Source organism: Marinobacter sp. 1_MG-2023 (assembly GCF_030549045.1).
GTDB lineage: Bacteria > Pseudomonadota > Gammaproteobacteria > Pseudomonadales > Oleiphilaceae > Marinobacter.
Genome location: NZ_JAUOST010000001.1, coordinates 1308303 through 1323026, shown reverse-complemented (window position 1 = coordinate 1323026; position 14724 = coordinate 1308303). Strand labels below are relative to the sequence as shown.

Below are 14724 nucleotides of genomic sequence, written 5' to 3'. Positions count from 1 at the left end.
TGAAACGATATTCAATCTTTCCTGGCAACAGTCATGACCACCCGAATACTCATCTGTGACGATTCCGCGCTTGCCAGAAAACAGATGGCGAGAGCCCTACCCTCAGGCCTTGCAGATACCATTCTTTTTGCCCACAACGGCGTAGAAGCTCTTAACAAACTTCGGGCGCACGAAGCCGATCTGATGTTTCTCGACCTCAACATGCCAGAGATGGATGGCTATGAGGTTCTGGAACGCGTACTGGCTGAAGACCTGCCCATCATGACCATCGTGGTCTCAGGCGACATTCAGCCGGAAGCTCGGGAACGGGTACGCAAACTCGGCGCCATAGACTTTATAAAAAAGCCTACAGACCTGGCCGTTGTGCTCAGCCTACTTGCTGATTACGGCTTTTATCGCCCCGGCGACCTTGAAAGCGCTGCGCTGAGCGACAGTGAGCTGAATCCCAGCGATGAGTCTCCGGCACAGGAAATTTCGATTTCACTGAACGATTACCTGCAGGAAATATCCAACGTCGCCATGGGGCGTTCATCAGACCTGCTTGCGCGGCTGTTACGGGTGTTCGTAAAGCAGCCCATCCCCAAAGTCGCTTTTATTGCCAATTCCGAACTCCACATGGCCATCTCGGCCGCACACGACAGAGATACCTATTCCGCTGTGTGTCAGGGCTTCACGGGCGCAGGTGTTGCTGGCGAGGCGCTATTGCTGTTTGCAGACGCCAGCTTCCGGGAAATGGCCAAACTCCTCCACTACGAGACGCTTGAGGGTGAATCCGTCAACGTCGAAGTGTTGATGGATATGTCCAGCATACTGTTCGGGGCTTTTCTCAAAGGTATGGGCGATCAACTGGACCTGAAGCTTGGCCTTGGTCACCCCAGCGTACTGGGACAGCACCGGCAGATCGCAGACCTGCTTGAACACCAGAGCTCCCGCGATGAACAGCTCCTGTGCATTGAAATCAGTTACACATTGGAGGATCGGGACATACAGTGCGACATGCTGGTGCTGCTCACGGAAGATTCAGTGCCCTTCCTGGAACAACGCCTTCAATACCTGACGGACTGAACCATGACCATAGACGAAACTGAAGCCCAATCCTTCCACTGGCTGGTGGATATGCTGGAATCCGTTGAGGTTGGCCTGGTGGTGCTGGATCTGGAGTTCCGAGTACAGGCATGGAACGGGTTTATGGAAAATCACAGCGGCATCACCGCCAGCAAAATCCGCAATCGAGTATTGTTCGAGCTGTTCCCCGATATCCCGGAAGCCTGGCTTACCCGCAAAGTGGACGCAGTTGCACTGCTTAACACCCGTGCCTTCACCTCCTGGGAGCAACGGCCCTACCTGTTCCGGTTTCGTAATACGCGCCCCATTACCGGAACAGAAGACTATATGTTCCAGAACCTCACCATCAGCCCGCTTTCAGGCAGTTCCGGGCAGGTGGAGAAGATATGCCTTATGGTGTACGACGTAACCGATATCGCCTCTGGCAAACGCGCACTGGAGCGGGCAAATGAGCAACTCGCCAAACTCAGTATGACCGACCGGTTAACCGGCCTGTTGAACAGAGGCACCTGGGAGAACCTGGTCGATGCAGAGTTTGAACGTTATCGCCGCTATAACCAGGCAACCAGCCTTGTAATGTTTGATATCGATTTCTTCAAAAAGGTTAACGATAGCTACGGCCACCTGGTTGGTGATGAGGTAATCAAACATGCGGCTACAACCGCCAAAAATAACTTGCGGCAATCCGACAGTATCGGCCGTTATGGCGGTGAAGAATTCGGAATAATATTACCGGAAACCGATGTTGAAGGAGCTCGCATAATATGTGAGCGCATACGAGAAAGTATTAATGATAGCGTTGTTCAGACCACGATTGCCCCTATTCGTTATACGGTGAGTGTAGGTATTGCACAACTAGATCATGCCGCAAAAAGCTATATGGAATGGATGCAGCAAGCAGACGAAGCTTTGTATGCTGCAAAGAACGGCGGAAGAAATCGCGTCATCGTTTTTGATCAGCTTTAATTCAGACAAAAAAAGGGCCAGGTGAATTTATCATCTGGCCCTTTTTAGATACCCGGCTGATCAGTCTTGCTGCCAGCTCTGTACCGCTTCTTTGCCGTGCTTTTCACGCCACTCGTTCAGAACCTTATGGTTACCGCCGCGGGTTTTAACCACTTCACCGGTATGCGGGTTCTTATAGGTTTTCATCGGTCGCTTGGCACGGGTGCTTGTGCTGCCTTCCGCTTTGGAACCAGCTATAGAAGGGTCAATCGCCGTCAGAATCTGGAGTACATGCTTCGGAGACTTGTCATATTCCTTCATCAACTCACGAATGCTGTTCTCAAACGCCAGTTCGCGCTTCAGAGACTGATCCTGTTCCAGTTGGTTAATCTCATCCGCAAGCTTTTCCATAAGCTGCTTCTTCTGGTAATAATCGTTAATCTTTGCCATGAAGCTATAACCTTATATTTTCTGTGGATTCTAAAACGCGAGTTCTGAAACCCGAAACTGACCTTGGAATATCGAACAGTAGGATTCAAGGAATTCTTAGATCACAGGAATAATAAGTCATCGCTTTATAGTTGGCAAAGACTATTCATTTAACAGTCATTAATAAATTAAAATAGTTTATTAATTACATTACTTATCGGGTATGAGCACCCGCGAATGGTTCATCTCAATAAGTCGCTGCTTAAACGCAAGCTTTGCAGATTCATCCCCATGCACGATGCGGATCTCAGCCGGCTTCTTGGGAATACCTTCAATAAACCGAATCAAATCTGATTGCCCCGCATGGGCAGAATAGCCTCCCACCTGATGTACGCTTGCCCTTATATCAAAGCGTTCACCATCCAATTCTACCCATCCTCCCCTCGGACCATATGTGAGGATATCGCGGCCGGGCGTTCCCGCTGCTTGATAACCCACAAATAGAACATCGTTTCTGGCTTCTCCAAGCATCGCCTTAAGATAATTAACCACCCTACCCCCGGCGCACATCCCGGAGCCTGCCAGCACCACACAAGGCCTGTTAGAGCTGGCCAGATATTCCACTGCATTCAGGTGATCCGCGTGGGAATCGATCACCGTTAACTGTTCAAAAGAAAGCGGGTGCCTGCCCTGCTGAACCAGATCGTTGGCTTCCGCATTCCAGAATGGCTTCAGCTTGCGATAGATGCCGGTGAATTCCGCCGCCAGGGGTGAGTCCACCACGATTTCCAAATCATCCCAGGCCAGGCCGTCCGCAACCGACTCGTTCCGAAACTCGTGTATCAGACCTTCCATCTCATACAACAGCTCCTGAGTACGCCCGATACTGAATGCCGGAATCAACACCGTGCCGCCATCCGCCAACGCTCGCTCCAGAATGGCTTTCAGGCGATAACGACGTGTTTCCCGGCTCTCATGATCCTTGTCACCGTATGTGCTCTCAATAACCAGCCGATCTGCCCTCTCCGGCGAAGCAGGTTCCTGCAACAAAGGCGCGTGGGGCGCGCCCAGATCACCGCTGAATACCACGCGTTCACGCTCATCGCCGGATACCGCGTCACACTCAACATAAGCCGAACCCAGTATGTGCCCTGCGCGCTGGAATCGAACGAAAAGCGAACAACTCGGCTCCGCAAAAACCTCATGCCACTGTCCGTAAGGCACAGGCACAAGCCGGGAGCGAATCAGCCCAAGTACGCGCTCAATCAGCGCCTTGTCCCGGGTGAAACCGATCTTCAAAGCATCTTCCAGAATTTCCGGCAACATAATCGCGGAAGGTTCCGAACAGATAATCGGCCCCTCAAACCCCGCCGCCAACAGGTAGGGAATCCGGCCGACGTGATCAATGTGCACGTGGGTAACAACGAGCGCGCGGATATGCGCAATGGGGAAATCAACGGAAAGGTTGGAAGCATCGGCGCTATCGCCCTTCTCTGCGCCCTGAAACAGGCCGCAGTCAATCAGGATGCCGGCAGAAGACGATTCGGAGGTGGAGTCTGACCCCAAACCGAGGGTAAGTTCGTGGCAGGAGCCAGTGACACCAGAGGTGGCGCCGTGGTGGGATAGTTTTATCATGCACAACAGTCCTTGTTGTCTATTGTAATCATTCAAACAGGCAGGCGATGTATTTTTCCTTTGCCCTCTTTTTCTACCGTCAGCTTATGGCCGCCATTGCACCACACGAGATCGGCCACATTGTCATTCGGCGTAAACCCAGTGGGTGCGCTTTTCAGCGTCTCGACAATCTCTCGGCAGTCAAATTCCTGGCTGGCCCGCGAAAGTTTGCCCAGGACCACTTCCAGGTCCTCCCAGGCCATCGATACTTCCCGCGCCATCATAATGCGCGGGTGGGACGTGCCCTGAGGATCATCCCCAATCAACAGCTCCTCAAACAGCTTTTCACCCGGCCGTAATCCCGTGAAGACAACCTCAATGTCACCCTCCGGCCGATCCGGCGTTTTCTCCACAAGCCCCATCAAATGAATCATCTTGCGCGCAAGGTCGGCAATCTTAACCGGCTCACCCATATCCAATACAAACACCTCACCACCACGGCCCATGCTCCCAGCCTGCAACACCAGCTGGCTGGCTTCCGGAATAGTCATGAAGTAACGGATGATATCCTGGTGGGTAACCGTAATCGGCCCGCCATCGCGAATCTGATCACGGAACAGAGGCACCACCGAGCCGGACGAGCCAAGGACATTGCCGAAACGAACCATCGAGAAAATCGTTTTGCTCTGCCGCTGAGCCAACCCTTGTAGTACCAGCTCCGCCATACGCTTGCTGGCACCCATTACATTGGTGGGGCGAACGGCCTTATCGGTCGAGATCAGAACAAACCGTTCGACGCCGGCCGTAATAGCCGCCTCCGCTGCGTGCAGCGTGCCGAACGTATTGTTCTGCACGCCTTCGATCACGTTATGCTCAACAAGAGGCACATGCTTGTATGCAGCCGCATGATAAACCGTTTGAATACCGAAACTGCGCATCACCATCTCACACCGGCGACGATGAACCACACTGCCCAGAAGCGGGTGGATCTCTACACCGAGCCCGTCAATCCGGTTAATCGCCTGCAGCTCCCGCTCAATGGCATAGAGAGAGTATTCAGACTGCTCGAACAGAACCAGAGCCCGGGGCCGGTGCTGAATGATCTGCCGGCAAAGCTCGGAACCAATGGAGCCGCCAGCGCCCGTGACCATTACCGCCTTGTTGTACAGACTGGCTGCAACTTGAGCGTTATCCGGCTGTACCGGATCCCGACCCAGCAAGTCTTCAATTTCAAGATCCCGTATATCGTTAATACGGGCCTGCCCTGCCACCAATTCAGACATGGAAGGAACTGTCTGGACCGGCAGCTTAAGTGCCTCCAAGCGGTTAAGTAACTGCCGACGATCAATTTGTTTATCGGCATCTAACGCCAGCAGCAATCGCTTCACACCATAGATGCGAATGGTACGTTCAAAATGTTCCAAAGCAAGAACAGGCACCCCGCCAATCAGAGCCTTATGGTTTGCAGGCAGCAAACTAATGAACACCACTGGATGGTACTCAGTACCCTGCTGCAACGCTCTTGCTAGCTGGGCTCCGGTTTCACCAGCGCCTACAATCGCAATTCGCTCCTTCCGTCTGTTGGAGGAATGATGCACCAGCATGCGCACGCCCATGCGACTGCCACCTACGAAGATAAACGCAAGGGCTGCATAGATTATTGGGACGGAGCGAGGAACCAGAACCTGCAGGCTGTAGCCGAGGATAATCAATAAGAGAGCGGAAGTTCCGACACCCATGATGATGGTCAGAAAGGCTCTGTCACTCATGTAACGCACAACGGCGCGATAGAGTCCGAGGCGAACGAAAACGCCAAGGGTAAAGGTTACGGTAAGTGCCGTCACTAAAAGCTGCCCCTTATCTGGGAGCCAAAGGCTTTGTTCTAATCGCAACGCAAACGATGCCCACAAAGCGAAAGAAAGCGCAATCGCGTCTACTGAAACAGAAACGAGTCGCTTTTGCAGTCTAGGCAGCCCCAGAAAGCTCTTAAACATGTTTTCAACCTTTTAAAAGCATTTGATACCCTCTTCCCCTGCGTGGGAGGGGGCGGGAAACAAAGTCAATACTTGCCAGGTATTCTATCGCCTGAGCCCTTACCAGTAACTGTCATGAAGATGTATTTAAAATAAGCAGGAATGCTCAGGTTAACCAACATTTTTGCATCGGTCTCCGCCAACAACTTGGGCGTAGACATATCAATATCGTTAACTTGGGCCAAGCCGGTAATACCCGGGCGCGCCTTCAACACGCCGCGTTGCTCACGCTCCGCAATCAACTCACGCTGATTGAACAAACAGGGCCTCGGTCCAACCAAGCTCATCTCACCTTTGAGAACATTCCAAAGTTGTGGCAGTTCGTCCAGTTTGGTGCGACGTAAAAAGTGGCCGAATTTGGTGATGGATGAACTACTAGAAAGATGACTGGCTACCGAGGCCGTGTCGACTGCCATAGTACGAAATTTAACTAGCGTGAACGGCTTTTTATGCCGCCCTACCCGCTCCTGCCAAAACATAGGGGACCCAGTATCAAACAAACCAATAATAACCAACAGCAACAGTACCGGAAACCCAAATACCAGCCCCAATAACGCAAAAAAAACATCAAAAAAACGAATCACACACAACCCTCAGTTATCGGGAAAACAGCGTTTCAAACCTTCTTCGACACTCAGTGGCGGTTGCCAGCCAAGCAAGCATTGGGCTTTAGAACTATTCACCTGCAATGAATCCATTACTCGTTGCGCCATTGCCTTTTTACCCAGTATGGTTGCACCTGCCAACAACAACCCGGCAGGCACAGGAATCAACCACGCTGGCTTGCGCATCGCCTTACCCATACCACGCAGTAATTCGGTGGTGGACAGATCTACACCATCGCTGACGAGAAATACTTGATTTGCAGCGGCAGGATGGTCAATGCAAGTGATGACCAGATCGACCAAGTTATCCAGGGCTACCAAAGAGCGTTTGTTGTGGATAGCGCCAAGCGGGATGGGTGCACCTTTAGCAACCCATCGGAGCAAAGCACCAAAATTCCCAGGTGCTCCGGGGCCGTATACCAATGGCGGGCGTATAATAACCAGCTCAATCCCTGTTTCTTTCTGCACGGTCCAAAGCCGCTGCTCGGCTTCCCACTTCGAGCGCGCATACACGTCAGTGGGGTTGGGGTGCGCCTCCTCGGTAAACGGCAGGAGGCTAGAGCTACCATTAACACCGATACTGCTCAGGAAAACAAAGCGCTGAATACCCGCTTTAGCAGCCTGACGAGCAAGATTCTCTGCCCCCTCCACATTGACTGCCCAAACATCCCCCCGCTTGCCATGAGCAACCGCTGCACAGTGAACAACAGACGTAATACCTTCGAAATAGCCAGACCAGTCGGTCGCCCCATCTACTACGTCGACATACTTTGTTGCAATAAAATCAGAGGCGATATTCATAGAACGTGAACGGCCTACCCCGACTACCGCTTTCTCTCGGTTCGCCAAGCTTGTCAATATACGGTGCCCAATAAAACCAAACGCTCCAGTAAGTAATACCTTCATGTATTTCGGGCCAAAAAATAACTCGCGATCTTAAAAGGCACTTTCAGGCTAACCAGAAGTATATTCGTATAAATGCCGTTGCCTCGACACGCCTTAACAATCTCCAAGTTCTGATGGACGCGCCACCAGAAACCGGTCGAGCTAATACCACCATCGCGCATTTTTACCAATATATCCTCAATACGAATCACCTTGACCCCTTTACAAAGGAAACGACTAAGCAACTCAAAGTCCGCAGCAACACGATAATCCGTTCTGTAAAGACCTAGCCTGTCAAACAGTTCACGCCGGGCGTAAAAAGTCGGGTGAGGTAACATGAAACCGAATCTCATTTTCCATGGACGAAAAAATTTCGACGAATAGAGCCGCACTGTCTTATCGAGGTTGGCACGATCAACATATACCAAGTCACCATACACGGCGTCTACACCTTTATTATGCCGTATAGCGGACGCAATTTTTGTAACCGAATCGGTACCCGAGAAGACATCGTCAGAGTTCAAAATACCTACGAAATCGCCGGCTGATGCTCGAATACCCTTATTCATGGCATCGTAAATGCCATCATCCTTCTCGGATACAACGTAATCAATACGGTCGCGATATTCTTCAATAATACCCGACGTTGAGTCTGTTGACCCACCATCAATAACAAGATATTCAATATTTGGATAATCCTGCTCAGCCACCGATTCAAGCGTATCCCTAACCGTAGCCGCACTGTTAAAGCAAACCGTAATAATCGATATTTTAGGGTAATCGGAATTAAACTCGCCCATACAGATCCTTAAGCCTCACAATATCGTCCTCACCCAAATATGAACCAGATTGAACTTCAATCAATTCCAGCGGAATTACGCCTGGGTTTTCGAGGCAATGCACCTGCCCCACCGGAATATAGGTTGATTGGTTCTCTGTAACCAGATACTGCTCATCATCAACCGTGACCATCGCCGTCCCACTCACAACAATCCAGTGCTCGGCACGATGGTGGTGCATTTGCACTGAAAGCTTCGCTCCAGGTTTCACTTTAATACACTTCACTTGATAGCGTTTGCTAATGTCGATCGAGTCATATGCACCCCAGGGCCGATAAACCTCTCGATGGTTCATGTGCTCATGGCGGCCATCATTTTTTATGGCCTTTACCACATTTTTGACATCCTGAGCTTTGTCTTTGTGCGCGACCAGCACTGCATCCTTGGTTTCCACAACCACCAGATTTTCGACGCCTACCGTCGCCACAAGCTTGTGCTCGGCATAAATCAGGCTGCCACGAGTGTTCTGTGCCAGCACATCGCCCTTGCAGACGTTACCATCTGCATCTTTATCACCAATCTCCCAAAGCGCAAACCAGGAATCGATATCGCTCCAGTCTGCGTCTAAAGGCACCACAGCTGCCGCTGACGCTTTTTCCAACACTGCGTAATCAATTGAGCTCTCCGCGCACTGAGCAAATACGCCGGCATCCACCTGCAAGAAGTCCGTATCCTGCTGGCCATTCTCTAAGGCAGCTTTACAAGCACCCAAAATGTCCGGCTGGAATTCAGCCAGTGCGTCCAAGTACACACTGGCCTTGAACATAAACATGCCGCTGTTCCAGTAGTAATCTTTAGAATCCAGATAAGCCTTGGCTGTAGCCACATCAGGCTTTTCTACGAAACGGACCACAGCATACCCTTCCTGAAGCAAGGCATCGCCCCGCTGGATATAGCCATAACCGGTTTCGGGCAGCGTTGGCACAATACCAAACGTCACAAGTTTGCTCTGTTCAGCCAACTTTTCTGCCTTCAACACGGCCCGCTTAAATGCGCATTGATCCGAAATAAAGTGATCCGCAGCCAAAACCAACAATATCGGGTCTTGTCCATTTCGTGTTGCGTTAAGCGCAGCTAGCGCTATTGCTGGCGCTGTATTACGGTCGACAGGCTCCAAAAGGATAGTCGCATCTTTGACCGACAGCTGTCGAACCTGCTCAGCCACTATAAAGCGGTGCTGCTCATTGCAAATAATTGCCGGAGACGTCGTTTCCAAACCTATCAAGCGGGACAGGCTTTGCTGTAAAAGTGTTAACTCGCCACAAAGCTTTAAAAACTGTTTTGGATTCCGCTGGCGAGACAGGGGCCAAAGTCGAGAACCGGTGCCCCCAGCAATTACTACTGGGCTAATCATGCTTAATCCTTGGGGGTTACAACTCAGACTGGAGATAAGAGAATGATGATAAGACGTTTAGACTCGCAAAGTTTCCCGATTCTTCAGAAACCATTCATAGGTTAATGCAAGGCCAAGCTCCAGAGAGGTGCTAGCCTCCCAACCAAGCGCATTCAAGCGAGAAACATCCATCAACTTACGAGGGGTACCGTCTGGTTTGCTGGCATCAAACACTAACTCACCGTCAAACCCCACCACGCGCATCATCGTTTCTGCCAGCTCACGAATCGTGCAGTCGACGCCCGTTCCCACATTAATATGCGAGAGCATGGGCTGAGTGTTGGCCTGATAGGTTTCGTCATCCAGGTTCATTACATACACACTTGCAGCGGCCATATCGTCCACGTGTAGAAACTCACGCATGGGTTTTCCGCTACCCCATACTACAACCTTCCCTGCGTTTGCTTCTTTCGCTTCGTGGAAACGACGCATCATGGCGGGAATGACATGGCTGTTTTCGAAGTGAAAGTTGTCATTCTGTCCGTACAGGTTGGTGGGCATAACGCTGCGATAGTCGAGGCTGTATTGGCGGTTATAGCTTTCGCATAACTTAATACCGGCGATCTTGGCGATGGCGTAAGGTTCGTTGGTGGACTCCAGCTGGCCCGTCAGCAAAGCCTCTTCTTTCATCGGCTGCTCAGCCATTTTCGGGTAGATACAGGAGGAACCCAAGAACAATAGCTTCTTAACACCGGCCAAATAGGCGCAGTGGATGATATTGGCTTCAATCATCAGGTTTTCGTAGATGAATTCTGCCGGGTAAGTGTTGTTAGCGTGAATGCCCCCCACCTTTGCCGCGGCCAAATACACTTGGTCGATGTTTTGCTCACGGAAAACCGAGAGCACTGCTCCTTGATCCAGCAGGTCCAGCTCAGCTCGGCTGCGAATTACCAGCTCCACGCTCTTGTCAGTTTCCAGTTGGCGCACCAACGCAGAACCAACCATCCCTTTGTGCCCGGCGACAAATATACGTTGATTAGACATAGCTGATTAGTTCTCCACCGAAATCATCACTTCGTGACCATGTTGCTTTAACAATGAATGACGCTTGGCCGTTCGGAGATCATCAGCAACCATTTCAGCACACATCTCAAGCGCGGTGATCTCTGGCGTCCAACCCAGTTTTTCATTGGCCTTGGTCGGGTCGCCCAATAGGGTTTCAACTTCGGCCGGGCGGAAGTAGCGCGGGTCGACCCGCACAATCGTGTCACCCACTTTGAGGGCTGGCGCATCGTCACCATCAATGGCGTCGATCACGGCAACCTCTTCGACGCCCTTGCCTTCAAAACGCAATGAAATACCCAGCTCTTTGGCGGACCATTGAATAAATTCCCGAACGGAATATTGCTTCCCGGTCGCGATCACAAAATCCTCCGGATGGTCCTGCTGCAGCATCATCCATTGCATGCGCACGTAGTCTTTTGCGTGTCCCCAATCGCGCAGTGCATCCATGTTCCCCATATACAGGCAGTCTTCCAGACCTTGGGCGATGTTGGCCAGACCACGGGTAATTTTGCGGGTAACAAAAGTTTCACCACGACGCGGGGATTCATGGTTAAACAACACCCCGTTACAGGCGTACATCCCATAGGACTCGCGGTAGTTCACCGTGATCCAGTACGCGTAGAGCTTAGCCACGGCATAGGGCGAGCGTGGGTAAAACGGAGTAGTTTCTTTTTGGGGCATTTCCTGAACCAAGCCGTAAAGCTCCGAAGTGGACGCTTGGTAAAACTTAGTTTGTTTTTCCAGCCCCAAAAAACGAATGGCTTCGAGCAGCCGCAAAGTACCGATAGCGTCAACATCTGCTGTATATTCTGGCGCTTCGAAAGACACCGCAACGTGAGACTGAGCCCCTAGGTTATACACCTCATCCGGCTGAACCTCTTGCAGAATGCGGGTGAGGTTCGAGGAATCCGTCAAATCGCCGTAGTGAAGCACGAAATTTTGGTGTTCTACGTGAGGATCTTGGTAGATATGGTCTACCCGCTGGGTATTGAACAGCGAGGCACGACGTTTAATACCGTGGACTTCGTAGCCTTTTTCTAGGAGAAATTCGGCTAAGTAGGAGCCGTCTTGGCCAGTGACACCTGTAATTAATGCTTTTTTCTTTATATCCATACTGTCAATCTCTAGTCAGCGGCAAATATACTTTTTCAAAAAATTCCTTACTCCTGAGGCCCCACGAGTACTTGTCCTGTATGATTTTTCTCGCAATACCCCCCATTTTAGCCATCGCACTTTCATCAAGTTCTAAAAACTCCTTAAGCACACTTTCAAAATCATTGAGATCAACACAACGACCAGCACACTTATCGTTTAGCTCTTCCCAAGGAGTATTTGAGCTAGTAATGACAGGCTTGGAAAAAGCCATAGCTTCAGCAATTACAACACCAAAATTTTCTGAATAGGACGGCAATACTAAAAACTCACAGTTCTCCAACACTTTACTCTTATCATCTCCAGATACCGAACCTAAATACAAGACCGTGGAAAGAGCGTCGGATGCTTGATACTGCCCATAATCAGGGCCCGCAACAACAAGTTCCCAGTCAGGATACTCATGCCTAAACCGATTCCAAATTTCAATAAGAATATCAAGCCCTTTTTTTTTGTGGAGTCTAGACATAAACAAAAAGTACTTTTTCGGCAGCTCAAAGCCTTTAACAATTCGGTCACGCTTGACCGATGTGAAATCGGTTTCAGCTGGAAAATCAACGCCATGGGGTATTAACACAATCTTAGTCTTATCAACTCCATACCTTTGTACCGCCTCAAATTCAGATTCCGAGGTAACATGAACCATATCACTTTTTGCCATAAACCTTTTTTGAAAAACTAAAGAAGCAATTTTTTTTAGCCCCCCCCTTTGTTTTAGAGACCATTCATAAAGCGACCCCCTGGGCGCAAAAACTATTTTCGCGCCTTTCTTTCTCGCAACCAAATAGGCGCAAAATGAAACATAATTCCAAAGGTTATTTATGTACACCAGGTCGTTACAAGATATATTGTTTTTTAGAACCCTATAAAACTTAAAAGAAAACATTATCTTTCTCGGACCAATTTTCCTACAGCTATTATCCCATTCAATATTGCTACCTTGCAATGATGAATTAAATTCATTATCACTTAATCGAACACTTATAATTTTAACAGGAATATGGAAGTTTTTCTGCAGTGCTTTAATTAAGCCCGGCAATGACACTGAGGGCCCTCCATAGCTATCATCCATATTTTCAATAATGGAAATTATTTTGGCCTCACCCTCCTTCATACACACCTCTTTTTAAAAAAAGATAAACAAAAAAATAAAAACACATTAGGAAAATACAAATACAAAAAACATAAATCACAAAAGAAAACTCTATTCTATGAATATAAAATGCAACGTAAGAAAATGGCACCAAAAGAAAAGATTTTAAAAAATCTGGCGCGCGGACAACAATAACCCATGAGCCCAAAAAAACCAATACGAAGTAAAACATTAAAAACAGCGCAAGGCCAAGGAACCCACCACCATAAATAGCCTCACCCCAAAATGATGCCCCCATTCCATATGATACTCCAGGATAAAATTCCTTCATTATAACCGACGAGTACCTTGAAAGTTCATACCCAAAGAAACTAGAAATATAATCAGAGAAAAATGGAAAAAGCCTAAAAAACAAACCCAAAAAATAATAATCGTTTGATCCATTTTTCTCGAAGCCATGAATGGAGTTGTTAAAATTTGACATTATCAAAGTGGACTCACTGCCATCAAGAACTCTATAAGCCAAAATACTTAAATTAGAAGACTTACTTAATGCACCAGAAAAATCTAAAGAAAAAATATCTTGATATAAAACTTTATAAAAAACTAAAAAAACAACAAGTGAAAATCCGAAAAATAGTAATTTAATATTCATTACCAATCTAAAACTATCCTTATCTTTAAAGTAAACTAAAACAAAAATTATAAGACTCGTCGCGAAATAAGACCGAGAGCCAACAAAAAGTAGAAAAAATATCAATAAAAAAGCGAATAAAGAATAATGCTTAATGCCCGAAAATTGCGCATACGAGAAAAAAGTAAGAACCGACCATGAAAAAACAGTAAAAAGAATCCCGAGGCTTACTAATCCAGACTTACCATCTTTCAATAGATCATCTAACCCAAAAACAAGCACCATAAAAAACAAAACACAAGAAAAAACTAACATTATACCGAGCATCGTTTTTGGCGCACAATGAAGATTTCTTCCCATCCTTATTTTTATTTTTTTATATAAAAAATCGAAAATTACTGCAAACCCAACCAACAAAATAAAAAAAACTGAGTAAAAATAATAAATAACATCGGATATTTTTACATAAGAATTAGCACCCGGATCATATATCACTCCAAAAAACAAAGGATAGGAATATAAAAAAGCACATATCGCAGATACGGAAAATAGATCTAATTGCCTTTTTTTTACGAAAACATAAAAGAAAGCACAAGACAAGCTAAAAAAGTATGCAAATTCAGGAATCATTTTTTTCCTTGGGCCATCATGCCGTTTATGCAAGTCTGTGTCTTTGGGGAGTTACGGGCGCAGGGGATCGCCGCGTTCTTTTTGGTCGCCCGGTGCTAGGACCGTCTAAGACAGCGAAATAGATGACACTCAAGGTGGGGGGGGGGGCGGTCATCAATCGCAATACCCACCGGATCCGGCCACTAGTGAGTGGTGCCTATCTTTGTAAAGATGGTCAAACTCCGGTACCGTTGAAAAAGCTCCCTGACTTGCTAGGCCCACCTCCTGATTCCGGCCTAGATGCTCGGCGCTCCAACGGTCGGAACCAATGGGGTTAGGGTCCATGAATCTAAGTAAAAGAAGTTGATCAATTGTTGAGCAATCATGATTGCAACTGAGCTTTAATAGCGACAACTTGTCAGA

At 48.4% G+C, this 14724-nt stretch carries 13 protein-coding genes; 2 read left to right on the top strand and 11 right to left on the bottom strand.

What is annotated here, in order from left to right; translation table 11 throughout:
• Positions 1-33 precede the first annotated feature (33 nt).
• Together Q4606_RS06035 and Q4606_RS06030 are read left to right on the top strand one after the other, a co-directional pair.
• On the top strand, positions 34-1065 hold the full coding sequence (locus Q4606_RS06035) for a response regulator (RefSeq protein WP_303606970.1): 1032 nt from the start codon (positions 34-36) through the stop codon (positions 1063-1065).
• Positions 1066-1068: 3 nt separating this feature from the next.
• Positions 1069-2031, top strand: a complete 963-nt coding sequence (locus Q4606_RS06030) for a sensor domain-containing diguanylate cyclase (protein ID WP_303606969.1) — start codon at positions 1069-1071, stop codon at positions 2029-2031.
• A 60-nt stretch (positions 2032-2091) separates the two neighbouring features.
• Here Q4606_RS06030 and Q4606_RS06025 read toward each other — a convergent pair whose 3' ends face one another.
• The 11 genes from Q4606_RS06025 to Q4606_RS05975 form a co-directional block, all read right to left on the bottom strand.
• The gene (locus Q4606_RS06025; protein WP_303606968.1) at positions 2092-2460 is read right to left on the bottom strand and encodes a histone-like nucleoid-structuring protein, MvaT/MvaU family; all 369 of its coding nucleotides are present in this window, start codon (positions 2458-2460) and stop codon (positions 2092-2094) included.
• Between the two features lie 189 nt (positions 2461-2649).
• Positions 2650-4074, bottom strand: coding sequence for an MBL fold metallo-hydrolase RNA specificity domain-containing protein (locus Q4606_RS06020; RefSeq protein WP_303606967.1), 1425 nt, complete (start codon positions 4072-4074; stop codon positions 2650-2652).
• A gap of 32 nt (positions 4075-4106) precedes the next feature.
• Positions 4107-6047, bottom strand: a complete 1941-nt coding sequence (locus Q4606_RS06015; protein ID WP_303606966.1) for a nucleoside-diphosphate sugar epimerase/dehydratase — start codon at positions 6045-6047, stop codon at positions 4107-4109.
• 65 nt (positions 6048-6112) lie between these two features.
• Positions 6113-6670, bottom strand: a complete 558-nt coding sequence (locus Q4606_RS06010) for a sugar transferase (RefSeq protein WP_303606965.1) — start codon at positions 6668-6670, stop codon at positions 6113-6115.
• Between the two features lie 9 nt (positions 6671-6679).
• A complete protein-coding gene (locus tag Q4606_RS06005; RefSeq protein WP_303606964.1) occupies positions 6680-7597 on the bottom strand; it encodes an NAD-dependent epimerase/dehydratase family protein in 918 nt (305 codons plus the stop codon).
• Positions 7594-8376, bottom strand: coding sequence for a glycosyltransferase family 2 protein (locus Q4606_RS06000; protein ID WP_303606963.1), 783 nt, complete (start codon positions 8374-8376; stop codon positions 7594-7596). The genes Q4606_RS06005 and Q4606_RS06000 overlap by 4 nt, the downstream gene beginning before the upstream one ends.
• Positions 8363-9769, bottom strand: coding sequence for a mannose-1-phosphate guanylyltransferase/mannose-6-phosphate isomerase (locus Q4606_RS05995; RefSeq protein ID WP_303606962.1), 1407 nt, complete (start codon positions 9767-9769; stop codon positions 8363-8365). The genes Q4606_RS06000 and Q4606_RS05995 overlap by 14 nt, the downstream gene beginning before the upstream one ends.
• Positions 9770-9826: 57 nt before the next feature.
• Complete coding sequence (locus tag Q4606_RS05990) at positions 9827-10792, bottom strand: GDP-L-fucose synthase (RefSeq protein ID WP_303606961.1); 966 nt, start codon at positions 10790-10792, stop codon at positions 9827-9829.
• 6 nt (positions 10793-10798) lie between these two features.
• Positions 10799-11926, bottom strand: a complete 1128-nt coding sequence (gene gmd, locus Q4606_RS05985) for a GDP-mannose 4,6-dehydratase (protein ID WP_303606960.1) — start codon at positions 11924-11926, stop codon at positions 10799-10801.
• A gap of 4 nt (positions 11927-11930) precedes the next feature.
• On the bottom strand, positions 11931-13079 hold the full coding sequence (locus Q4606_RS05980; RefSeq protein WP_303606959.1) for a glycosyltransferase: 1149 nt from the start codon (positions 13077-13079) through the stop codon (positions 11931-11933).
• On the bottom strand, positions 13066-14322 hold the full coding sequence (locus tag Q4606_RS05975; protein ID WP_303606958.1) for a hypothetical protein: 1257 nt from the start codon (positions 14320-14322) through the stop codon (positions 13066-13068). The genes Q4606_RS05980 and Q4606_RS05975 overlap by 14 nt, the downstream gene beginning before the upstream one ends.
• Between the last annotated feature and the right edge of the window lie 402 nt (positions 14323-14724).